The organism is Cupriavidus sp. FW305-26, assembly GCF_058787975.1.
Genome location: NZ_JBYTAH010000007.1, coordinates 13,926 through 34,208, shown reverse-complemented (window position 1 = coordinate 34,208; position 20,283 = coordinate 13,926). Strand labels below are relative to the sequence as shown.

Below are 20,283 nucleotides of genomic sequence, written 5' to 3'. Positions count from 1 at the left end.
AGCGGCAGGCCTGCCGCGCAAGAACCTATGCTGCGATATCACATCCTGCTGTTCAAGTTGAACCGGCTGAGCCGCAACAAGCTGAGCGGCGTGGAAGAAGTCTCGCTGGCCGGACAGCTGGCCGAGATGGTCGATTCGGCCGACACCGCCGCGCGCGTCATCGCCGACCTGTTCGATCACGCCAACCCGCAGGTGCGACGCATCGCGCTCAACGCGATCCGCCGCGCGCGGCAGTTCTCGTCGCCCGAGCTGCAGCCCGCGCTGGTGCGCCGCATGGCCGATGCCGAAGCGGTGCTGCGCCATGACGCCGTCTGGATCGTGCAGGAAACCCGGATGGATGGCGCCGAACTGCGCGCCGCGCTGCGCCGCGTTGCCGGCAAGGTGCAACTGCCGTGGGACGCCGAGCGCGCCCGCGCCAATCCCGGCGACATCGCGCTGGCCGCGCAGGTGCGCGCCCGCATGGCGCTGGACAAGCTGCTGGAAAAGAGTGCCGCCGAACGCAACCAGGCACTGGCCGCGATGGCGCTGGGCGGGACCTCGGACCAGCCTTATGCCGAAGGCACGGTCGGCCACAAGGGCCTGCTGCACCGCGCACTGGTGCGGCGACAGGCGGGGCGGCGGCTCAACAGCAGCGTGAAGCTGACGTTCCGCAAGCTGGAGCCCACGCAGGTGACTGGGAACAAGCGGTTCCTGCTGTAGCAGGAACCGCCCCTACTGCAAAGGCCGTGGCGGCTTACTTGAAACCGGCGCGGTCCACCAGCTTCTGCGCTTGCGGCTGGTACTTGCCCAGCTCGGCCACGTTGATGGTGTCGGCCTTGAACGTGCCCAGCGCTTCCAGCGCCGGGTTGCTGACCTTCACGCCCTGCACCACCGGCCATTCGTTGTTGCCGTCGGCAAAGTAGCGCTGCGCCTCGTCGCTGGCCAGGTACTCCAGGAACTTGACCGCCGCTTCCTTGTTGGGCGCATGCTTGAGCATGCCGCCGCCCGAGACGTTCATGTGCACGCCCTGGCTCGACTGGTTCGGCCACAGCACGCCCAGCTTGTCGGCCACGGCCTTGTCTTCCGGCTTGGTCGACTTCAGCAGGCGCGCGATGTAATAGGTGTTGGCGATGGCCACGTCGCACTCGCCGGCGGCAACCGCCTTGAGCTGGTCGGTGTCGCCGCCCTTGGGCACGCGCGCCAGGTTGGCGGCCACGCCGCGCGCCCACTGCTCGGTGCGTGCCTCGCCATCGTGGGCGATCAGGCTGGAGACCAGCGACAGGTTGTAGACATGGCCGCTGGAACGCGTGCAGACCTTGCCCTTCCACTTGGGATCGGCCAGGTCTTCATAGCTGGCGATATCGCCGGCCTTGACCGCGGTCTTGTTGTAGGCAATCACGCGGCCGCGCGCCGAGAAGCCGAACCATTCGCCATTGGGGTCGCGATAGTTGGCCGGGATGCGCGATTCCAGCGCCTTCGACTTTACCGGCGCAAACACGCCAGCCTGCTGGGCGCGCCACAGGCGGCCGATATCCACCGTGATGAACACGTCCGCCGGGCTGTTGGCGCCTTCATTGCGGATACGCTCCAGCAGCGGGTCTTCCTGGCCTTCGATGCGGTTGATCTTGATGCCGGTCTGCTTGGTGAAGTTGGCGTACAGCGCTTCGTCCGTCTGGTAGTGACGCGCGGTGTAGAGGTTGAGCACCTTTTCCTGCGCCGCAGCGGCGAGCGGCAGGGTCAGCAGGGCCAGCGCCGCAGCGCGCGGCAGCAAGGTTCGGATAGTGGTCTTCACGCGGATGGCTCCCCAGCATGGTTTGGGCAGCCGCCGGGGACCCCGAGGCCGCCCGGTTATTGGATTCCGGTCAGCGGGAAACAATATTGATTCTTGTTCAGGCGGTCAAATTACATTTCTGTCATGTTGACGCCCGTTGACCGATCAATACCAGGGAGATGCCCGCACTAACGTAATCGCCCCCTGTGCGAAGACGAACCGGCAAGGCGGGCGCCGAAATCTCAGCCGCGGCGTACCCAGACCACCTTGCCAGCCTTGACGCCCAGCGTGCGGCGTTGCGGGTTGTAGTCCATGGTGCCGGGGAACTGCTGGCCGTCGCGCTCGCCCAGTCGCCACGCGCAGCCCTGCAGCAGGCCGATGGCTTCGGCCTCGGGCTTGCCGACCAAGGCATCGTCGGCCAGCTTGTCGGCGGCACAGCCCTCCGGCGTGCCACGCGCGCCTTGCGGGCCGGTCGGCGCGGGCGCCGCGCAAGCCGCCAGCAGGGCCCCGCCCGCCGCCAGCATGGCGGACTGGCGCAGCCAACGCCGGATGGTTCGCTTCGCAATCATGTCGTTCTCCTGATGGATTTGGCGAGTATGAGGATGCTGGGACACGCGGCACACCGCGGCGTTCAGCTTCTTTGCACACCGATATGAAACTTTTGCCAGATTACGCTGTATTGCGCACATTTTCAGTGTGGCTTCGGCTTGATCTGGATAAACCGAGCTATAAGCCATGCGTGCTATCAGTGAGTAAGCGGGCCGGCAACGTCCCGCACCACTCCACCCACCGCGCATCCCTCTGCGCCTTCCCTGGGAGCAACGCATGACCGCAATGATGAAAGCCGCCGTTTTTGTCGAGCCTGGCCGGATCGAACTGGCAGACAAGCCGATCCCGGATATCGGCCCCAACGATGCCCTGGTGCGTATCACCACCACCACCATCTGCGGCACCGACGTGCACATCCTCAAGGGTGAGTACCCGGTGGCGAAGGGCCTGACCGTGGGCCATGAGCCCGTCGGCATCATTGAAAAGCTCGGCAGCGCGGTGACGGGATACCGCGAAGGCCAGCGCGTGATCGCCGGCGCAATCTGCCCCAACTTCAACTCCTACGCGGCGCAGGACGGCGTGGCCTCGCAGGATGGCAGCTACCTGATGGCCAGCGGCCAGTGCGGCTGCCACGGCTACAAGGCGACCGCGGGCTGGCGCTTCGGCAACATGATCGACGGTACCCAGGCGGAATACGTGCTGGTGCCCGACGCCCAGGCCAACCTGACGCCAATCCCCGATGGCCTCACCGACGAGCAGGTGCTGATGTGCCCCGACATCATGTCCACCGGCTTCAAGGGCGCGGAAAACGCCAATATCCGCATCGGCGACACCGTGGCCGTGTTCGCGCAGGGCCCGATCGGGCTATGCGCGACCGCCGGCGCGCGGCTGTGCGGCGCCACCACCATCATCGCCATCGACGGCAACGACCACCGGCTGGAGATCGCGCGCAAGATGGGCGCGGACGTGGTCCTGAACTTCCGCAACTGCGACGTGGTGGACGAGGTCATGAAGCTGACCGGCGGGCGCGGCGTGGATGCCTCGATCGAGGCGCTGGGCACGCAGGCAACCTTCGAGCAGTCGCTGCGCGTGCTCAAGCCCGGCGGCACGCTGTCCAGCCTGGGGGTCTATTCAAGCGACCTGACCATTCCGCTGTCGGCTTTCGCCGCGGGGCTGGGCGACCACAAGATCAACACCGCGCTGTGCCCCGGCGGCAAGGAACGCATGCGGCGGCTGATCAATGTGATCGAGTCGGGGCGGGTCGACCTGGGAGCGCTGGTGACGCACCAGTACAGGCTGGACGACATCGTCGCGGCCTACGACCTGTTCGCCAACCAGCGCGACGGCGTGCTGAAGATCGCCATCAAGCCGCACTGACGGCGGCGCCTCGGGTTCAGCCCTTGGCCCGGGCGGCCAGCGCCTGCATGGCGTCGGCCGGCAGCGGCCCATGGCAGGTGCGCTCGCCGCCGGACTCGCTGACCACCAGCCATACCTGGTCCGGCTGGCCCTTCGGATGCAACAGCCAGGCCGGGCCGCGCGCATTGCTGCTGGGCGGCAGGTCTTCCAGCACGCCGGTGCTGGCCGACTGCAGCATCACCGCGCACTCGGTGGCGGACACGCGCGTGGCCTTGAGAAAGCCAGAATTGCCCAGCACTTCGGGCAATCCCGAGTCCGGTGCGCGCAGGAAGGAATCGACATCGAACTTGCTGGCGCCGCCGCCGCTGCTGGCACATGCCGCCAACAGCAGCGCGCCGGCACTGGCCAGCAACACGGCGTGCTGGCTGCGCCGCGAACGGATGGTGACTGCGGGACCTTCCTGCGGATCGTTCATGGCGGGCCTCACTGCTTCATCACATCGGCGCCCTTGGGCACCGTAAACCGGAATGCATCGGCCGCCAGCGGCGGGTTCTTCTGCATGCCCGTGAAGGTCAGCAGGGTGGTGTTGCCGAACGCGTCGCGCAGTTCCATGGCTTCAAGATTGCCGGCCTTGAAGCCGATGCCGATGCGCTCGAACTGCGTGTCCTTGGCCTTGGGCGTCAGCTCCAGCCACTCTACGCCGTCGCGCGTCGGGCCGTTCTTGACCACGAAGTTCTTTTCCAGGTCGTTGCTGCCGAACAGGATCGCCGCCGGGCTGGAGCCGAGTGCGCCGTCGAGCTTGCGCTCGGTGACCTGGTTCAGGTCCTTGTCATAGATGTACAGGGTCTGGCCGTCGGCCTGCAGCAGCTGGTCGTAGGGCTTGGTATAGCGCCAGGTGAACTTGCCCGGGCGCGAGAACACAAAGGTGCCGCTGGAGGTGCCGGTCACCTTGCCGTTGGCGCCCTGCCCCTTGACCTGGCGCTGCGTGAATTCGCCGCGCGCGCTCTTCACGCCGGTGACAAAGCTCTGCAACTGGTCAGTGGCTGCGGCATGGGCCGGCGCCTGGATGGCAAACATCGCCAGCGCGGCGCAGGCCGACACGATGATGCGGTTGCGCATGGTTCGGGTCCTGGTAGTTATGGAGGGCGTCGCCGCGTGTGCTGCGCCCAACGCTGTAGGCCGCTGCACGGGCAACTTGTCTGTTTAGAGCAGGCGGCAGCCGGAGGATTCCACACGGCCCGCGCTCGCGGGTAACCGGATATTACGGCAGACACCGCGGGAACCGCGCCTGTTCTGCGGCGATGTTGTCTTTTCCGTGATGACATGGCTGAATGAGACCACGCAAGACAAGGTCGACAAGGCCACCGCGCCGCTCGCCACCGGGATGACCGAGATGGACCGCCGCCTCACGGATCGCCTCGATGCGGCCGATGCGCGCATCGAGCGCCTGGAAGTGCGCTTCGACAAGCAATTTGAAACCATCAACACGAAGCTCGACGTGCTGCTCAAGCGCCGCTAGCACACATCACAGGCCGCATGGGAGGAGCGCTGGCAGCGCTCAGTCATCGTCACGCGCGGCCGCACCGCCACCCTGCGCCAGAATGTCACGATTGCCGTTGCCCGACATCGCCGACACCAGCCCTGCCTTCTCCATATCCTCCAGCAGCCGCGCGGCACGGTTGTAGCCGATGCGCAGGTGGCGCTGCACCAGCGAGATTGACGCGCGCCGGTTCTTCAGCACCACCTCGACCGCCTGGTCGTACAGCGGATCGGCCTCGCCGCCGCCGCCGCCAATGCCGGCACCGCCGCCAAACCCGTCGCCGCCGCCGGCGTCATCGGTCAGGCCGCCTTCGAGGATGCCCTCGATGTAGTTGGCTTCGCCGGATTCCTTGAGCTTTTCCACCACGCGGTGGACTTCCTCGTCCGAGACAAAGGCGCCGTGCACGCGCACCGGCAGGCCGGTGCCCGGCGCCAGGTAGAGCATGTCGCCCATGCCCAGCAGCGCTTCGGCGCCCTGCTGGTCGAGGATGGTGCGCGAGTCGATCTTGCTGCTGACCTGGAACGCGATCCGGGTCGGCACATTGGCCTTGATCAGGCCGGTGATCACGTCCACCGACGGACGCTGCGTGGCCAGCACCAGGTGCAGGCCGGCCGCGCGCGCCTTCTGCGCGATGCGGGCGATCAGCTCTTCCACCTTCTTGCCGACCACCATCATCAGGTCGGCCAGCTCGTCGATGACGATGACGATGGTGGGCAGCCGGTCCAGCGGCTCCGGGGCGTCCGGGGTCAGGCTGAACGGGTTGGGGATCTTTTCTTCGCGGGCCGCGGCCTCGTCGATCTTTTTGTTGTAGCCGGCCAGGTTGCGCACGCCCAGCTTGCTCATCAGCTTGTAGCGGCGCTCCATCTCGCCGACCGCCCAGTTCAGGGCATTGCCGGCCTGGCGCATGTCGGTCACCACCGGGCACAGCAGGTGCGGGATGCCCTCGTAGACGCTCATTTCGAGCATCTTCGGGTCGATCAGGATCAGGCGTACGCTTTCCGCCTTGGCCTTGTACAGCAGCGACAGGATCATCGCGTTGATGCCGACCGACTTGCCCGAGCCGGTGGTGCCGGCCACCATGCAGTGCGGCATGCGGGCCAGGTCGGCCACCATCGGCTTGCCGGCGATGTCCTTGCCCAGCGCCATGGTCAGGCTGGACGAACTCTCGTTGTAGACCTGCGAGCCGAGGATTTCCGACAGGCGCACGGTCTGGCGCTTCGGGTTGGGCAGCTCCAGCCCCATGTAGTTCTTGCCCGGGATGGTCTCGACCACGCGGATCGACACCAGCGACAGCGAGCGCGCCAGGTCGCGCGCCAGGTTCACCACCTGGCTGCCCTTGACGCCGGTGGCCGGCTCGATCTCATACCGCGTGATGACCGGGCCCGGGTAGGCCGCCACCACCTTGACCTCGACGCCGAAGTCCTTGAGCTTTTTTTCGATCAGGCGCGAGGTGAACTCCAGGGTCTCGGCGCTGACGGTTTCCTGGTGCGGCGGAATCGGGTCCAGCAGCGACAGCGGCGGCAGGTCCGAGTCCTGGATATCGGCAAACAGCGGCTGCTGCTTCTCACGCTCGACGCGCTCATGCTTGGGCACTGCCTGCGGGCGCACGATCTGCACCGGCGCCGCCTCTTCGATGCGCACGCGCTGCACCTCGACGGTTTCTTTGCGCTCGGTCTTGGCGGCCTCGCCGATGATGCGGTCCTGCTTGCTCTCGCGGCGGGCCTTGAAGCCCAGGAACAGGGTCTCGACAAAGCCGCCGACGTGCTCGGCCACGGTCAGCCAGGAGAAATGGAAGAACAGCGACAGCCCGATCGCCAGCAGCAGCAACAACAGCAGGGTCGCGCCGGTGAAACCCAGCGCCACCTGCAGCCAGCCGCCCAGCAGATCGCCCAGCACCCCGCCCGGCGCGCGCGGCAGCGCGGCGCGCAACGGGTACATGCGGATCGCCTCCAGGCCCATGCTGGAGAACAGGGTCAGACCAAAGCCGATCCAGCTGACGGTCACGCCCTGGCGGTGCAGGCCGGGGTCCGCGCGCTCGGGCAGCTCGGCGGTCAGCGTGCGCCAGCCGCGCCAGCAGCGGCGCACCAGCAGCACCGCCAGCCAGTAGGCGGAAAAGCCGAAGATGAAGAACAGCACGTCGGCCACCCAGGCGCCGACGCGCCCGCCCAGGTTGTGGATATCGGCCACCTGGTTGGCATGCGACCAGCCGGGATCGGTCTTGCTGTAGCTGGCCAGCACGCACAGGAAACCCAGCGTGACGGCCAGCAGCAGGAACCAGCGGACCTCTCCCAGCAGTTTGCCGATGCGGGATGGCAAGGCTGAGGGATCGGTGCGGGTGGTCGTGGTAGCTCGGGCCATGCCTGGTTAAGACTCGCGTGTAAGGTGATTCCGGATGCGTTTCGGGCCGATGCCGGCAGCGGTCAGTGGTTGCTCACCAGGTGACTGACGGTCATCGTGGCGGCCATTTTAACGTGGCCCGAGACTATCGCACTCATTGGAATTTGCAACAGTGAGCAAATGCGGCTCCTCTTATAATGTCGCTTTCGAGCAATGCCGGTGGGCAGCATGCCGCACCGGCCACAGGAACGCATCATGGCAAAACACGCAAAAGTGCTGATTCTCGGTTCTGGTCCCGCCGGCTATACCGCCGCGGTCTACGCGGCCCGCGCCAACCTGGAACCGGTGCTGATCACCGGCCTGGCACAGGGCGGCCAGCTGATGACCACCACGGACGTCGAGAACTGGCCGGGCGATGCCAAGGGCGTCCAGGGTCCTGAACTGATGCAGCGCCTGCTGGCGCACGCCGAGGAATTCAAGACCGAAATCATCTTCGATCACATCCACACCGCCAAGCTGGTGGACGACAACGGCCAGCCGGCCCGCCCCTTCCGTCTGATCGGCGACGCCGGTGAATATACGTGCGACGCGCTGATCATCGCCACCGGCGCCTCGGCGCAGTACCTGGGCCTGCCGTCCGAAGAGTCCTTCATGGGCCGCGGCGTGTCGGCCTGCGCCACCTGCGACGGCTTCTTCTACAAGAACCAGGAAGTGGCCGTGGTCGGTGGCGGCAACACCGCCGTGGAAGAGGCGCTGTACCTGTCGCATATCGCCAGCAAGGTCACCGTGATCCACCGCCGCGACAGCTTCCGCGCCGAGCCTATCCTGGTCGACCGCCTGCTGCAGCGTGAAAAGGAAGGCCGCGTGGTGATCCGCTACGACAGCGTGCTGGACGAGGTGCTGGGCGATGAATCCGGCGTGACCGGCATCCGCGTGCGCGGCACCAAGACCGGCCAGGCCGAGGACCTGAAGCTGGCGGGCGTGTTCATCGCCATCGGCCACAAGCCCAACACCGACCTGTTCGAAGGCCAGCTGGCCATGGAAAACGGCTACCTGGTGACCAAGTCGGGCCTGCAGGGCGACGCCACCGCCACCAGCGTGCCGGGCGTGTTTGCCGCCGGCGACGTGCAGGACCATGTCTACCGCCAGGCCATCACCAGCGCCGGCACGGGCTGCATGGCCGCGCTGGACGCCCAGCGCTTTGTTGAAGCCCTGAAGTAAGCACGCCCCTCCGCCGGCCGGGCCGCCACGGCCCGCCGGCGCGTCCCCTGCGGCATCTCCTGCCGCCCCGCCAGTCGATATAATCTGCGCCGAGCCCCCGGAGATTTTTCAATGACGCACGGCGCCAGCAAACCCGACCGACCGCCCCAACGTTTCGGCCTGAACGACCTTGCCAGGCTGCGCGACACCCTCAAGGCCGATACCGAGCGCCGCGAAGCCGAGCGCGTGGCCGCCGAGCAGGCCGCCCGGCGCGCCCGTGAAGAGGCCGACGTCTTCCGCACCAGCGTGGGCCAGGTCAGCCAGCTGCGCGACCGCAACCGCGCCCCCCTGCCCGCCAGCAAGCCCGCCCCGGTGCCGGTGCAGTCGCGCCGCAACGACGAAGCCGTGCTGGCGGCCTCGCTGTCCGATGATTTCGACGTGGAAAGCCTGCTGGAAACCGACGAGACCCTGTCGTTCCGCCGGCCCGGCATCGGCATGGACGTGATCCGCAAGCTGCGCCGCGGCGAATGGGTGGCGCAGGACAAGGTCGACCTGCACGGCCTGCGCAGCGACGAGGCGCGCGAGGCGCTGGCCGAGTTCCTGCGCCGCTCGGTGCGCAACGGCGTGCGCTGCGTGCGCGTGATCCACGGCAAGGGCCTGGGCTCGCCCGACAAGCTGCCAGTGCTCAAGGGCAAGGTGCGCAGCTGGCTGGTGCAGAAGGAGGAAGTGCTCGCCTTCGTGCAGGCGCGCGAGGCCGAAGGCGGCGCCGGCGCGCTGATGGTGCTGCTGCGCCAGCCGCGCACCTGACGCATCGCCACGGATGCACGTTCCGCTTGAATTGCTGATGGGGCGGCTGCCCCTGATCCTCCACATCATGGAGGTGATCGGCGTGCTCGCCTTCGCGGTCTCGGGCGTGGTCGACGCGCGCAAGCAGCGCCTGGACGTGGTCGGCACCTTCGTGGTGGCCTTTGCCACCGCCTTTGGCGGCGGCACCGTGCGCGACGTGCTGCTGGACCGGCGCCCGTTCTACTGGGTCGACCACGAAGGCTACGTGCTGCTGATCTTCGTGATGTCGTTCGGCGCCTCGTTCGTGCTGCGCGTGGTCAGCCGCGTGGCCTCGGACCGGGCCATGATCGTGGCCGACGCGATCGGGCTGGGGCTGTTCTCGGTGACCGGCGCCTCGCTGGCGCTGGTGGCGCAGATGACGCCCACCGTGGCGGTGATGATGGGCATCATCTCGGCCGTGTTCGGCGGCGTGGTGCGGGACGTGCTGTGCAACGAGGTGCCGATGATCCTGCGCGACCGCTCGCCCTACGCCACCTGCTCCTTTGTCGGCTGCTGGATCTATGTCGGCATGACCTGGCTGGCGGTGCAGCAGGAAGCGGCGCTGCTGACCGGGGCAGTGGCGATCATCGCCATGCGGCTGGTGTCGGTGCGCTACGGGTGGAAGCTGCCCAGCTGAACCGCACCCACCAATGAAAACGCCGCCCTGCAAGGCGGCGTTTCTCTATCCTGGCCCGAGGCTCAGACCGCGGCTTCGTCCTGCTCGCCGGTGCGGATGCGGATCACACGCTCGATCTCGGTGACGAAGATCTTGCCGTCGCCGATCTTGCCGGTGTGGGCGGCCTTGACGATGGCGTCCAGCACGGTGTCCAGCTGGTTCTCGGCCACCACCACTTCGATCTTGATCTTGGGCAGGAAGTCGACCACGTACTCGGCGCCACGGTAGAGCTCGGTATGCCCTTTCTGGCGGCCAAATCCCTTCACTTCGGTCACCGTCAGACCGGTCACGCCGACGTCGGCCAGGGCTTCACGCACCTCGTCGAGCTTGAACGGTTTGATGATGGCGGTAATCTGCTTCATGACTGGCCCCTGTTTATCGTTTGTTCACGCGCCTGGCGGCGCATCGCCGCGGTCGCGGCGCTCTCCGGGTGGCATTTTACCAGCCCTTGGCCGCTTGCATTTCCGCCTGCCCCACAGCCAGCGCGGCCGCAGCGTTGGCTAGCGCGCATCCGGGCAGGCCCCGGCCCTGTGGATAAACCTGTGGACAGCCACTGGAGAAACTGTGCACAAGCCGCCACCCAAGAGCCGGAGCTCGACCGGCGCTGCGCTCAGTCCGGCACCTTCTCCAGGTCCGCCAACCACACCACCGACTCTGAATCGCTCGGCGCGCGCCAGTCACCGCGCGGCGACAGCGATCCGCCCGAGCCCACCTTGGGCGCGTTCGGGATGCATGAGCGCTTGAACTGGCTGGTGCGGAAGAAACGGTCCAGGAAGATCGCCAGGTTGCGCTTGATCTCCGGCAGCCCGTACTGGTTGCGTACCACATGCGGGCCGTTGGGCCAGACGCCGCGCTCGCGGTCGCCCCAGGCATGCAGCGCCAGGAAGGCGATCTTGGACGGCGTGAAGCCGAAACGCAGCGTGTAGTAGAGGTTGAAGTCCTGCAGCTCATACGGGCCGATGGTGCTCTCGGTCTTCTGCTCGGGGCCGTGGTTGCTGTCGCCCGGGACCAGCTCGGGGCTGATGTCGGTGTCGAGCACGGCCAGCAGCACGTCGGAACCGCCCTCGCCCACCTGCCCGGTCTCGGCCACCCAGCGCACCAGGTGCGAGATCAGCGTCTTGGGCACGCTGGCATTGACGTTGTAGTGCGACATGTGGTCGCCCACGCCATAGGTGCACCAGCCCAGCGCCAGTTCGCTCAGGTCGCCGGTGCCGATCACGATGGCGTGGTGGAAATTGGCCAGCCGGAACAGGTGGTTGGTACGCTCGCCGGCCTGCACGTTCTCGAAGGTCACGTCGTAGACCTTCTCGCCGGCGGCGTATGGGTGGCCCAGGTCCTTCAGCATGGCCAGGCACGACGGCCGGATATCGATCTCGGTCGCGGTGCAGCCCACCACCTGCATCAGCTGGCGCGCCTGCAGCAGCGTGCGGTCGCTGGTGGCGAAGCCCGGCATGGTGAAGGCCAGGATATTGGCGCGCGGCAGGCCCAGGCGGTCCATCGCCTTGGCGCAGACCAGCAGCGCGTGGGTGGAATCCAGCCCGCCCGACACGCCGATCACCACCTTGCTGATCTTGCTGGCCGACAGGCGCTGCACCAGCGCCTGCACCTGGATGTTGTAGACCTCCATGCAGCGTTCGTCGCGCTGGCGCGGATCGGCCGGCACGTACGGGAAGCGCGCCACGTTGCGCGCCAGCGGCAGCGACTTTTCCAGGGTCAGGTCGAGCGGGAAGCGCACCACGCGGAACTTGTCCACTTCTGCCTTGTGCCGGCGCACCGAGTGGCCGAAGGTGACCTGGTGCATGCGCTCGCGCGACAGCCGCTCGACGTCGATATCAGCGCAGAGCAGGTGCGAGGTATCGGCAAAGCGCTCGGATTCGGCCAGCAGCTCGCCGTTCTCGCAGATCAGCGCCTGGCCGTCCCAGGCCAGGTCGGTGGAAGACTCGCCCTTGCCGGCCGAGGTGTACAGGTAGGCCGCCAGGCATCGCGCCGACTGCTGCGAGACCAGCTGGTGCCGGTACCCGGCCTTGCCGACCACGATATTCGAGGCCGACAGGTTGACCAGCACCGTGGCCCCGGCCAGCGCCGCGAACGACGACGGCGGGATCGGCACCCAGACGTCTTCGCAGATTTCTGCGTGGAAGCGGAAGTCGGGGATGTCTTCGACATCGAACAGCAGCCCGGCGCCGAACGGCACGTCCTGGCCCAGCAGCCGGATCGACTCGACCGCGGCGTTGTCGGCGGCGCTGAACTGGCGCGCCTCGTAGAACTCCCAGTAGTTCGGCAGGTAGGACTTGGGCACCACGCCCTGGATACGCCCGCGCGCCACCACCACGGCGCAGTTGAACAACTGGTGCTCGACCCGCAGCGGCATGCCGACGATCAGCGCCGCCGGCAGCTTGCGCGAGGCCTCGACGATGGTGGCCAGCGCCGCCTCGCAGGCGTCCAGCAGCGCGCGCTGGTGGAACAGGTCGTCGCAGGTGTAGGCGGAGATGCCCAGCTCCGGGAACGCAACCAGCACGGCGCCCTTCTGGGCCGCCTGCGCCGCCAGGGCAATGGTCTCGGCGGCGTTGAAGGCCGGGTCGGCCACCCGGCAGACGGGCACGCCCACCGCGACACGCGCAAAGCCGTGGGAATACAGGTTGAAAAACGGGTTCTTCATATCGGGCCTTGGTTATCGAACCATGCGGACCATGCCGCCGCCTGAAGCATCCCGGGATGCTTCGGCAAGCACTGGTGACGAGGATGCTCCATTTTACGACGCCCGCCCCGCCCCTGCCGTGCGGCGCAGCAACGGCGCATCGTTTCCGGTAGACTCGATCGATCCACAGACGGGAACTGGTGCAATGCAGTCTGAATCATGCGTGCCCGGCGAGGGCAAGGACCCGCGCCAGCCGGCACGGCACAAGCGCAAGGCGGCAGGCGACCCTGCGCAGGAATACCGTACCGAGATCATCTCCGACCTGGGCGAGATCGATGCCGCCGCCTGGGATACGCTGGTGGCGCACCACGCCGACGCCACGCCGTTCCTGAAGCATGCCTTCCTGCACGCCCTGCACACCAGCGGCAGCGCCTGCGCCGAGACCGGGTGGAACCCGCGCTACCTGACGTTGTGGGCGCCGGCCAAGGACGGCCGCCCGGAACGGCTGGCCGCGGCCATGCCGCTTTACGCCAAGGCGCATTCCTATGGCGAATATGTCTTCGACTGGGCCTGGGCCGACGCCTATGCCCGCAACGGGCTCGAGTACTACCCCAAATGGCTGGCGGCAATTCCCTTCACGCCGGTGCGCGGCGCGCGGCTGCTGGCCGAAGACGCCCATGCGCGCCGCCTGCTGCTGCAGATGGCGCTGGCGCTGGCCGCCGAAAGCCAGATGTCGTCGCTGCACATCCTGTTCCCCGACGAGGCCGAGGCCGCGCTGATGCAGCAGGCCGGCATGCTGATGCGGCACGGCGTGCAGTTCCACTGGACCAATGACGGCTATGGCAGCTTTGACGACTTCCTGGCCACGCTGTCGCAGAAAAAGCGCAAGAACATCCGCGCCGAGCGCCGCCAGGTCGCGCAGGCCGGCATCAGCTTCCGGCGCCTGCGTGGCGCGCAGATCGACGACGATGCGTGGAAGTTCTTCAACCGGTGCTATCGCCAGACTTACCGCGAGCACCATTCCACGCCCTACCTGAACCTGGACTTCTTCCGGCGCATCGGCGCCGCCATGCCGCAGCACCTGCTGCTGGTGATCGCCGAGCGCGAGGGCCAGCCTATCGCCAGCTCGCTGCTGGTCTATGACGATACGCCCGAAGTCAGCACGCTCTATGGGCGCTACTGGGGCGCACTGGAGTACCACGCCTGCCTGCACTTCGAAACCGCGTACTACCAGCCGCTGGAATTCTGCATCGAGCAAGGCATACGCACCTTCGAAGGCGGCGCCCAGGGCGAACACAAGATGGCGCGCGGCTTCCTGCCGGTGGCGACGCGCTCGGCCCACTGGCTGGCGCATCCCGCCTTTGCCGATGCCGTCGAGCGCTTCCTTGAGCGCGAGCGCCAGGGCATTGACGCCTACCTGGACGAGCTGGGCGAACGCAACCCGTTCGCCCGCGCCTGAACACGCAAGCCGGCGCTCAGCGCCACATCCGCCGCAGCGTGTTGTCGCCCAGCATGTAGTGGTGGAACAGCGACGCCATCGCGTGCAGGCCGATCACCAGGTAGAAGGCGGTGCCCAGGGTCTCGTGGACCTCCTTGACGGTGTCCTTCAGCGCCGGGTCGGCCGCCACCATCGCCGGCACTTCCAGCCCCAGCGAAGGCAACGCCAGCAGGTGGCCGCCAGCGTTCATCGCCAGCAGCCCCAGCAGCGGCTGGGCCAGGATATACAAGTAAAGCACCCAGTGCATGGCCTCGCCGGCCAACTGCATCCAGCGCGCGCCCGGCTCCGGCGCGGGCGCGCCGCGCACCAGGCGCCACACCAGGCGCGGCACCGCCAGCACCAGCACCAGCGCCCCCGCCCATTCATGGACTGTCATCGCCAGCGCGCGCGGCGGCGTGCCCTTGGCAAAACTGCCCTTCAGCTCGATCGCGGAATAGGCCAGCGCCACCAGCAGGAACACCGCCCAGTGGAAGCACACCGCCAGCCGGTCATAGCAGCGCAGCGGCGACAAGGCCTGCGGCAATGCCTGGATTTCGGTGATGGGATTCATAGGGGACTCCTCTTGTCAGCACCCGCATAGCGTAGCGCAAGGCACTTGCCCGGATGCTGCCGTACATCAAGCGCGCGGCAACAAAAAACCCCGCCGGAGCGGGGCTTCTTCAGCGGCGGTTCAGCTTACTTCTTGTAGTTGGCCACGCCGTCGGTGATTTCCTTGTGGGCTTCCTCGATGCCAGCCCAGCCTTCGACCTTGACCCACTTGCCGGCTTCCAGTGCCTTGTAGTGCTCAAAGAAGTGCTTGATCTGGTCCAGCTGGTTCTGCGGCACGTCCGACAGGCCCTTCATGTAGGCCGTGGCCGGCGACAGCTTGTCCAGCGGCACGGCGACCAGCTTGGCGTCCACGCCCGACTCGTCGGTCATCTTCAGCATCCCGAGTGCACGGCAGCGCACCACGGCGCCGGCCAGGATCGGGAACGGCGACAGCACCAGCACATCCACCGGGTCGCCGTCGCCCGACAGCGTCTGCGGGATGTAGCCATAGTTGGCCGGATAGCGCATGCCGGTGCCGATAAAGCGGTCGACGAACAGCAGGCCGGTTTCCTTGTCTGCCTCGTACTTCACCGGATCGCTCTGGGCCGAGATCTCGATGATGACGTTGAAATCGTTGGGGATGTCCTTGCCCGGGGTTACGAGGTTGAAGCTCATGCGGTTCTCCAGATGCCTGCGCGGTGTTGTTGGATGGCGGGCATTATAGCGGCTCATGCCTGACCGCAGGCTGACAGCTGGGCCAGGCACGGCGCATTGCACGCTGGCCAGTGTCGGCGATAATGGCGCATTCTTCAGCCGTCACTGAAAAGCGCAGCCGCCGTGCTGCCCCCTGTTGCACCCGCTGCCCCGGAGCCACCCATGCACGCCCAGCACTTCGTCGCCAACCGCCTGATCGCGCCCGACAACGGCCTGCGCATCAAGGTCTTCGATCCGTCCAACGGCGAGCCGTTCGCCGAGATCGCACGCGGCAACGCCACCGATATCAACGTCGCCGTCCATGCGGCCCGCCAGGCCGCCGAAGGCGCCTGGGGCCAGATGGCGCCAGCGGAGCGGGTGCGCCTGCTCAACCGCGTCGCCGTGGCGCTGATCGCGCACGAGGACGAACTGGCCGCGCTCGAGGCCCGCGACACCGGCAAGCCGCTGCGCCAGGCGCGCGCCGATGCCCGCGCCGTGGCCCGCTATTTCGAGTTCTACGCCGGCGCGGTGGACAAGCTGCACGGCCAGACCATCCCCTACAACCCCGGCTACACCGTGCTGACCGTGCGCGAGCCGCACGGCGTGACCGGCCACATCATCCCGTGGAACTACCCGCTGCAGATCTTCGGGCGCAGCGTGGGCGCGGCGCTGGCCACCGGCAATGCCTGCGTGGTCAAGCCGGCCGAGGACGCCTGCCTGTCGCTGCTGCGCGTGGCCGAGATCGCCGCCGATGCCGGCCTGCCCGAAGGCGCGCTCAATATCATCACCGGCTACGGCCATGAAGCCGGCGCCGCGCTGGCGCGCCACCCGGGCATCAACCATATCTCGTTCACCGGCTCGCCCCAGACCGGCAAGCAGGTGGCCCAGCTGGCCGCCGAGAACCACGTGCCGGTCACGCTGGAGCTGGGCGGCAAGTCGCCGCAGATCGTCTTTGCCGATGCCGACCTGGATACGCTGGTGCCGGTGGTGGTCAACGGCATCGTGCAGAATGCCGGCCAGACCTGCTCGGCCGGCAGCCGCCTGCTGGTGGAGCGGCCGGTCTATGACGCGCTGCTCGACCGGCTGGCGTCGGTGTTCGAGTCGCTGCGCGTAGGCCCGTCCGAGCTGGACCTGGAATGCGGGCCACTGATCAGCCGCAAGCAGCAGCAGCGCGTGTGGGACTTTGTCTCGGATGCGCAGCACGCCGGCGTGGCCGTGATGGCGCAAGGCCAGATCGTGGCCGACGCGCCCGAGGCCGGCTACTACCAGGTGCCGATGCTGTTCCGCGACGTGCCGCCCGCACACCGGCTGGCGCAGGAAGAAGTGTTCGGCCCGCTGCTGGCGGCGATGCCGTTCGACACCGAGGCCGAGGCCATCGCACTGGCCAACGGCACGCCCTACGGGCTCGTGGCCGGCGTCTGGACCCGCGACGGCGGGCGCCAGCTGCGCCTGGCGCACAAGCTGCGCGCGGGCCAGGTCTTTATCAACAACTACGGTGCCGGCGGCGGCGTTGAACTGCCCTTCGGCGGCACTGGCCAGTCCGGCTACGGCCGCGAGAAGGGCTTCGAGGCCCTGTACGGATTCACCACCCTGAAAACCATCGCCATCCAACATGGGTAACATCAATTTCCTGTCCGTCGCCTTTGCCATCTTCTTTTTCTGGATGGCATGGCATGTCCGGAACAAGCGCGCCACCAATCCTTCCGGCATGCCGCGGCTGCAGGTCTTCAAGCGCAAGTGGGGCGACGTCGTCGGCGACCGCGTGCACTGGTGCCTGTATGTGGCACTGCCCTTCCTGCTGGCACTGATGATGGTTGCCAATGCCCTGCGCGGGCGGGGGCCGTTCTCGCACTAGGCATTGAGTACCCCGCAGCACGGAACACCAGAACATAACCACGACACCAGGAGACAAGCCATGAGACTGGCCAACAAGGTAGCGATCATCACCGGCGGCGGTTCCGGGTTCGGCGAAGGCATTGCCCACACCTTTGCGCGCGAAGGCGCCAACGTGGTGGTCGCCGACCTGCGCGAGGAAGCCGCCGAACGAGTCGCCGCCGCGATCCGCGACGCCGGCGGCCGGGCCCGCGCGGTGCGCGCCGACGTTTCGCGCGAAGCCGGCACCGAGGCCATGCGCGAAGCCGCGCTGGCCACCTTCGGCGACGTCCATATCGTGGTCAACAACGCCGGCACGACCCATCGCAACAAGCCCATCCTCGAAGTCACCGAAGAGGAGTTCGACCGCGTCTACGCCGTCAACGTCAAGAGCATCTACTGGTCGGCGCGCACCTTTATCCCGCATTTCCGCCAGCGCGGTGGCGGCGTGTTCGTCAATATTGCCTCCACCGCCGGCATCCGGCCGCGCCCGGGCCTGGTCTGGTACAACGGCAGCAAGGGCGCGGTGATCACCGCCAGCAAGGCCATGGCCGCGGAACTCGGCAAGGACAATATCCGCGTCAACTGCGTCAACCCCGTGATCGGCGCCACCGCCCTGCTCGAAGAATTCATGGGCATGCCCGATACGCCCGAGAACCGCGCCAGATTCCTTGCCACCATCCCGATGGGCCGCATGTCGACCCCGCAGGACGTGGCCAACGCCTGCCTGTACCTGGCCTCGGACGAAGCTGCCTTTATCACCGGCACCTGCATCGAAGTGGACGGCGGCCGCTGCGTCTGAGCCGGTGCCGGCCACCTGCCTTCCCCGTTAGTCGTAGCTGTAAACGCATCATACAGAAGCGCCATATCCTCAGGAGACAGCATGACAACAACCGCAGTAAACCCCGGCATCAGCGACGCCGCCTTTGAAGACGCCACCTACCGCAAGGTCAGCTGGCGCCTGGTGCCCTTCCTCTTGCTGTGCTACGTGGTGGCCTACCTGGACCGCGTCAACGTGGGCTTTGCCAAGCTGCAGATGCTCAACGACCTGCAGTTCAGCGAGACCATCTATGGCTTGGGCGCCGGCATCTTCTTTATCGGCTACTTCCTGTTCGAAGTGCCCAGCAACGTGATCCTGCACAAGGTGGGCGCGCGCATCTGGATCGCGCGCATCATGATCACCTGGGGCGCGATCTCGGCGGCGATGATGTTCGTCACCACGCCGACCATGTTCTACGTGCTGCGCTTCCTGCTGGGCATTGCCGAGGCCGGCTTCTTCCCCGGCATCATCCTGTACCTGACCTACTGGTACCCGGCCAACCGGCGCGGGCGCACCACCACCTACTTCATGACCGCGGTCGCGCTGGCAGGCGTGATCGGCGGGCCGCTGTCGGGCTGGATCATGCAGTCCTTCCACGGCCAAAACGGCTGGTCCGGCTGGCAGTGGATGTTCCTGCTCGAGGGCATTCCGTCGATCCTGGTGGGGCTGTGGGTGCTGGCCTACCTGGACGACCGCATCGCCCACGCCAAGTGGCTGTCGCCGGAAGAGAAGGCGCTGCTGGAGCGCAATATCGCCAGCGAGGATGCGCACAAGGAAGACCCGCCGATCCGCACCGTGATGTCCAGCCCGCGCGTCTGGCTGATGAGCGCGATCTACTTCTGCTTCGTGATGGGCCTGTACGGCGTCAGCTTCTGGCTGCCGACCATCATCAAGCAGACCGGCGTCAGGGGCGCGCTCGATATCGGCCTGCTGACCGCCATCCCCTATGGCTGCGCAGTGGTCGGCATGGTGCTGGTGGCCTACAGCGCAGACCGCAGCGGCGAGCGCCGCTGGCATATCGCGCTGCCCGCGCTGGCCGGTTCGCTGGGCCTGCTGCTGTCGGTGCAATGGCATAGCGACACCACGCTGGCAATGGTGGCGCTGACGCTGGCCACCATCGGCATCCTGACCACGCTGCCGCTGTTCTGGAGCCTGCCGACTTCCTTCCTGGCCGGCACTGGCGCGGCCGCGGGCATCGCGCTGATCAACTCGCTGGGCAACCTTGCGGGCTTCCTCAGCCCCTATGCGGTGGGCTGGCTCAAGGACCTGACCCACAGCACCGATTCGGGCATGTACCTGCTGACCGCCTGCCTGGTGGTGGGCGCGGCGCTGACGCTTTCGGTGCCCAAGCGGCTGGTGAGCCGGAAATAGCCCGCCCGCCAGGATCAGACGCCGTCAACGGCCCTTCCCTTTGCGGGCAGGGCCGTTTTTCTTCCGGCACCTGCGAAGTCGCTCACACGCCGCCTGCGGGCCACAATGCGCCGTCGGCTGACGCGGATGTAGGACCAAGCCCGGCAGTGTCGCCCACCCTTGGGCCCTAGGATGGAAAAGAGAGACCCGGAGTGATCCCACGGGGTCCTCCGGGGCATCTGATTCCGAAGCTCGCCCAAGGAGGCCACGATGCTGCACCTGCCCCCGTTTGCCCCTACCCGTTCGCTGGAACTTGTCGAAGCGCGCCTGGCACGCCGCTCGCGCGTCAAGCGCCTGGTGATCGCGCTCAGCGCCGGCGTGGTCGCACTGCTCGCCCTGGTGCCAGCGGCCAGCCATGCGCAGGCGCCGGTGGTGGAGGCCAACCCTGCGCCTGCCGCCCCGGCACCCGCTGCTCCGGCCGGCACCATGGCGCCGACCCCGGGTGCCACGATGCCGGCCGCGCCGCCGGCCGACACCATGCCCCCTGCCACACAACCCGCGCCGGGCATAGCTGCGCCTGCCACGGCAGCACCGCCGCCGACGGCATCCCCGGCACCCGCGCCCACCGGCACGCCACCAGCCGCGCCGGCG

At 67.2% G+C, this 20,283-nt stretch carries 20 protein-coding genes; 11 read left to right on the top strand and 9 right to left on the bottom strand.

Going from position 1 to position 20,283, the window contains the following annotated elements; translation table 11 throughout:
* Nucleotides 1–27: 27 nt before the first annotated feature.
* Nucleotides 28–699, top strand: coding sequence for a hypothetical protein (locus AC3WQZ_RS06485; RefSeq protein ID WP_010812992.1), 672 nt, complete (start codon nucleotides 28–30; stop codon nucleotides 697–699).
* A 34-nt stretch (nucleotides 700–733) separates the two neighbouring features.
* Here AC3WQZ_RS06485 and AC3WQZ_RS06480 read toward each other — a convergent pair whose 3' ends face one another.
* Together AC3WQZ_RS06480 and AC3WQZ_RS06475 are read right to left on the bottom strand one after the other, a co-directional pair.
* On the bottom strand, nucleotides 734–1,771 hold the full coding sequence (locus AC3WQZ_RS06480; RefSeq protein ID WP_011614680.1) for a Fe(3+) ABC transporter substrate-binding protein: 1,038 nt from the start codon (nucleotides 1,769–1,771) through the stop codon (nucleotides 734–736).
* A 221-nt stretch (nucleotides 1,772–1,992) separates the two neighbouring features.
* Entirely contained in the window at nucleotides 1,993–2,319 is a 327-nt protein-coding gene (locus AC3WQZ_RS06475) for a hypothetical protein (protein WP_010812994.1), read from the bottom strand.
* Nucleotides 2,320–2,575: 256 nt separating this feature from the next.
* On the opposite strand from AC3WQZ_RS06475, the gene AC3WQZ_RS06470 reads away from it, so the two are divergent.
* Nucleotides 2,576–3,676, top strand: a complete 1,101-nt coding sequence (locus AC3WQZ_RS06470) for an NAD(P)-dependent alcohol dehydrogenase (RefSeq protein WP_010812995.1) — start codon at nucleotides 2,576–2,578, stop codon at nucleotides 3,674–3,676.
* Nucleotides 3,677–3,692: 16 nt separating this feature from the next.
* On the opposite strand, the gene AC3WQZ_RS06465 is transcribed toward AC3WQZ_RS06470, so the two are convergent.
* Together AC3WQZ_RS06465 and lolA are read right to left on the bottom strand one after the other, a co-directional pair.
* The gene (locus AC3WQZ_RS06465; RefSeq protein ID WP_011614679.1) at nucleotides 3,693–4,130 is read right to left on the bottom strand and encodes a hypothetical protein; all 438 of its coding nucleotides are present in this window, start codon (nucleotides 4,128–4,130) and stop codon (nucleotides 3,693–3,695) included.
* An 8-nt stretch (nucleotides 4,131–4,138) separates the two neighbouring features.
* Nucleotides 4,139–4,774: an outer membrane lipoprotein chaperone LolA gene (gene lolA, locus AC3WQZ_RS06460; RefSeq protein ID WP_010812997.1), complete on the bottom strand. Its 636-nt coding sequence runs from the start codon at nucleotides 4,772–4,774 to the stop codon at nucleotides 4,139–4,141.
* 199 nt (nucleotides 4,775–4,973) lie between these two features.
* Between lolA and AC3WQZ_RS06455 the strand changes: the two genes are divergently transcribed.
* Entirely contained in the window at nucleotides 4,974–5,174 is a 201-nt protein-coding gene (locus tag AC3WQZ_RS06455; protein ID WP_010812998.1) for a hypothetical protein, read from the top strand.
* Nucleotides 5,175–5,213: 39 nt separating this feature from the next.
* Here the strand turns inward: AC3WQZ_RS06455 and AC3WQZ_RS06450 are convergent, their stop codons facing one another.
* A complete protein-coding gene (locus AC3WQZ_RS06450) occupies nucleotides 5,214–7,553 on the bottom strand; it encodes a DNA translocase FtsK (protein ID WP_011614678.1) in 2,340 nt (779 codons plus the stop codon).
* Nucleotides 7,554–7,787: 234 nt separating this feature from the next.
* Here AC3WQZ_RS06450 and trxB point away from each other — a divergent pair, with 234 nt between their 5' ends.
* The 3 genes from trxB to AC3WQZ_RS06435 all read left to right on the top strand — a co-directional run bounded on the left by trxB (nucleotide 7,788) and on the right by AC3WQZ_RS06435 (nucleotide 10,194).
* Nucleotides 7,788–8,753 (top strand): thioredoxin-disulfide reductase, encoded by a 966-nt coding sequence (trxB, locus tag AC3WQZ_RS06445; RefSeq protein ID WP_010813000.1) that lies wholly within the window; start codon nucleotides 7,788–7,790, stop codon nucleotides 8,751–8,753.
* Between the two features lie 111 nt (nucleotides 8,754–8,864).
* Entirely contained in the window at nucleotides 8,865–9,539 is a 675-nt protein-coding gene (locus tag AC3WQZ_RS06440; RefSeq protein ID WP_010813001.1) for a Smr/MutS family protein, read from the top strand.
* Between the two features lie 13 nt (nucleotides 9,540–9,552).
* Nucleotides 9,553–10,194, top strand: a complete 642-nt coding sequence (locus AC3WQZ_RS06435; RefSeq protein WP_011614676.1) for a trimeric intracellular cation channel family protein — start codon at nucleotides 9,553–9,555, stop codon at nucleotides 10,192–10,194.
* Nucleotides 10,195–10,256: 62 nt separating this feature from the next.
* On the opposite strand, the gene glnK is transcribed toward AC3WQZ_RS06435, so the two are convergent.
* Together glnK and AC3WQZ_RS06425 are read right to left on the bottom strand one after the other, a co-directional pair.
* The gene (glnK, locus tag AC3WQZ_RS06430; protein ID WP_006162803.1) at nucleotides 10,257–10,595 is read right to left on the bottom strand and encodes a P-II family nitrogen regulator; all 339 of its coding nucleotides are present in this window, start codon (nucleotides 10,593–10,595) and stop codon (nucleotides 10,257–10,259) included.
* Nucleotides 10,596–10,843: 248 nt separating this feature from the next.
* Nucleotides 10,844–12,892, bottom strand: coding sequence for an NAD(+) synthase (locus AC3WQZ_RS06425; RefSeq protein WP_010813003.1), 2,049 nt, complete (start codon nucleotides 12,890–12,892; stop codon nucleotides 10,844–10,846).
* Nucleotides 12,893–13,076: 184 nt separating this feature from the next.
* Between AC3WQZ_RS06425 and AC3WQZ_RS06420 the strand changes: the two genes are divergently transcribed.
* Complete coding sequence (locus AC3WQZ_RS06420) at nucleotides 13,077–14,330, top strand: GNAT family N-acetyltransferase (RefSeq protein WP_492300192.1); 1,254 nt, start codon at nucleotides 13,077–13,079, stop codon at nucleotides 14,328–14,330.
* Between the two features lie 16 nt (nucleotides 14,331–14,346).
* Here AC3WQZ_RS06420 and AC3WQZ_RS06415 read toward each other — a convergent pair whose 3' ends face one another.
* Together AC3WQZ_RS06415 and ppa are read right to left on the bottom strand one after the other, a co-directional pair.
* Entirely contained in the window at nucleotides 14,347–14,919 is a 573-nt protein-coding gene (locus tag AC3WQZ_RS06415; RefSeq protein ID WP_492300190.1) for a cytochrome b, read from the bottom strand.
* 125 nt (nucleotides 14,920–15,044) lie between these two features.
* On the bottom strand, nucleotides 15,045–15,572 hold the full coding sequence (gene ppa, locus AC3WQZ_RS06410; RefSeq protein ID WP_010813006.1) for an inorganic diphosphatase: 528 nt from the start codon (nucleotides 15,570–15,572) through the stop codon (nucleotides 15,045–15,047).
* Between the two features lie 201 nt (nucleotides 15,573–15,773).
* Here ppa and AC3WQZ_RS06405 point away from each other — a divergent pair, with 201 nt between their 5' ends.
* From AC3WQZ_RS06405 to AC3WQZ_RS06390, 4 genes are all read left to right on the top strand, one after another.
* Nucleotides 15,774–17,210 carry an aldehyde dehydrogenase family protein gene (locus tag AC3WQZ_RS06405; protein ID WP_010813007.1) on the top strand — a complete coding sequence of 479 codons (1,437 nt, stop codon included), beginning with the start codon at nucleotides 15,774–15,776 and terminating at the stop codon, nucleotides 17,208–17,210.
* On the top strand, nucleotides 17,203–17,445 hold the full coding sequence (locus AC3WQZ_RS06400; protein ID WP_010813008.1) for a hypothetical protein: 243 nt from the start codon (nucleotides 17,203–17,205) through the stop codon (nucleotides 17,443–17,445). The genes AC3WQZ_RS06405 and AC3WQZ_RS06400 overlap by 8 nt, the downstream gene beginning before the upstream one ends.
* Before the next feature lie 60 nt (nucleotides 17,446–17,505).
* Nucleotides 17,506–18,264 (top strand): SDR family oxidoreductase, encoded by a 759-nt coding sequence (locus tag AC3WQZ_RS06395; protein ID WP_010813009.1) that lies wholly within the window; start codon nucleotides 17,506–17,508, stop codon nucleotides 18,262–18,264.
* Nucleotides 18,265–18,345: 81 nt separating this feature from the next.
* Nucleotides 18,346–19,653 (top strand): MFS transporter, encoded by a 1,308-nt coding sequence (locus AC3WQZ_RS06390; RefSeq protein WP_010813010.1) that lies wholly within the window; start codon nucleotides 18,346–18,348, stop codon nucleotides 19,651–19,653.
* Nucleotides 19,654–20,283: the final 630 nt, after the last annotated feature.

Excerpts from the sequence above, each read along its gene's own strand:
- AC3WQZ_RS06485 (WP_010812992.1), top strand. The coding sequence starts at position 28 with ATGCTGCGATATCACATCCTGCTGTTCAAGTTGAACCGGCTGAGCCGC.
- AC3WQZ_RS06475 (WP_010812994.1), bottom strand. The coding sequence starts at position 2,319 with ATGATTGCGAAGCGAACCATCCGGCGTTGGCTGCGCCAGTCCGCCATG.
- AC3WQZ_RS06470 (WP_010812995.1), top strand. The coding sequence starts at position 2,576 with ATGACCGCAATGATGAAAGCCGCCGTTTTTGTCGAGCCTGGCCGGATC.
- AC3WQZ_RS06465 (WP_011614679.1), bottom strand. The coding sequence starts at position 4,130 with ATGAACGATCCGCAGGAAGGTCCCGCAGTCACCATCCGTTCGCGGCGC.
- lolA (WP_010812997.1), bottom strand. The coding sequence starts at position 4,774 with ATGCGCAACCGCATCATCGTGTCGGCCTGCGCCGCGCTGGCGATGTTT.
- AC3WQZ_RS06455 (WP_010812998.1), top strand. The coding sequence starts at position 4,974 with ATGACATGGCTGAATGAGACCACGCAAGACAAGGTCGACAAGGCCACC.
- AC3WQZ_RS06450 (WP_011614678.1), bottom strand. The coding sequence starts at position 7,553 with ATGGCCCGAGCTACCACGACCACCCGCACCGATCCCTCAGCCTTGCCA.
- trxB (WP_010813000.1), top strand. The coding sequence starts at position 7,788 with ATGGCAAAACACGCAAAAGTGCTGATTCTCGGTTCTGGTCCCGCCGGC.
- AC3WQZ_RS06440 (WP_010813001.1), top strand. The coding sequence starts at position 8,865 with ATGACGCACGGCGCCAGCAAACCCGACCGACCGCCCCAACGTTTCGGC.
- AC3WQZ_RS06435 (WP_011614676.1), top strand. The coding sequence starts at position 9,553 with ATGCACGTTCCGCTTGAATTGCTGATGGGGCGGCTGCCCCTGATCCTC.
- glnK (WP_006162803.1), bottom strand. The coding sequence starts at position 10,595 with ATGAAGCAGATTACCGCCATCATCAAACCGTTCAAGCTCGACGAGGTG.
- AC3WQZ_RS06425 (WP_010813003.1), bottom strand. The coding sequence starts at position 12,892 with ATGAAGAACCCGTTTTTCAACCTGTATTCCCACGGCTTTGCGCGTGTC.
- AC3WQZ_RS06420 (WP_492300192.1), top strand. The coding sequence starts at position 13,077 with ATGCAGTCTGAATCATGCGTGCCCGGCGAGGGCAAGGACCCGCGCCAG.
- AC3WQZ_RS06415 (WP_492300190.1), bottom strand. The coding sequence starts at position 14,919 with ATGAATCCCATCACCGAAATCCAGGCATTGCCGCAGGCCTTGTCGCCG.
- ppa (WP_010813006.1), bottom strand. The coding sequence starts at position 15,572 with ATGAGCTTCAACCTCGTAACCCCGGGCAAGGACATCCCCAACGATTTC.
- AC3WQZ_RS06405 (WP_010813007.1), top strand. The coding sequence starts at position 15,774 with ATGCACGCCCAGCACTTCGTCGCCAACCGCCTGATCGCGCCCGACAAC.
- AC3WQZ_RS06400 (WP_010813008.1), top strand. The coding sequence starts at position 17,203 with ATGGGTAACATCAATTTCCTGTCCGTCGCCTTTGCCATCTTCTTTTTC.
- AC3WQZ_RS06395 (WP_010813009.1), top strand. The coding sequence starts at position 17,506 with ATGAGACTGGCCAACAAGGTAGCGATCATCACCGGCGGCGGTTCCGGG.
- AC3WQZ_RS06390 (WP_010813010.1), top strand. The coding sequence starts at position 18,346 with ATGACAACAACCGCAGTAAACCCCGGCATCAGCGACGCCGCCTTTGAA.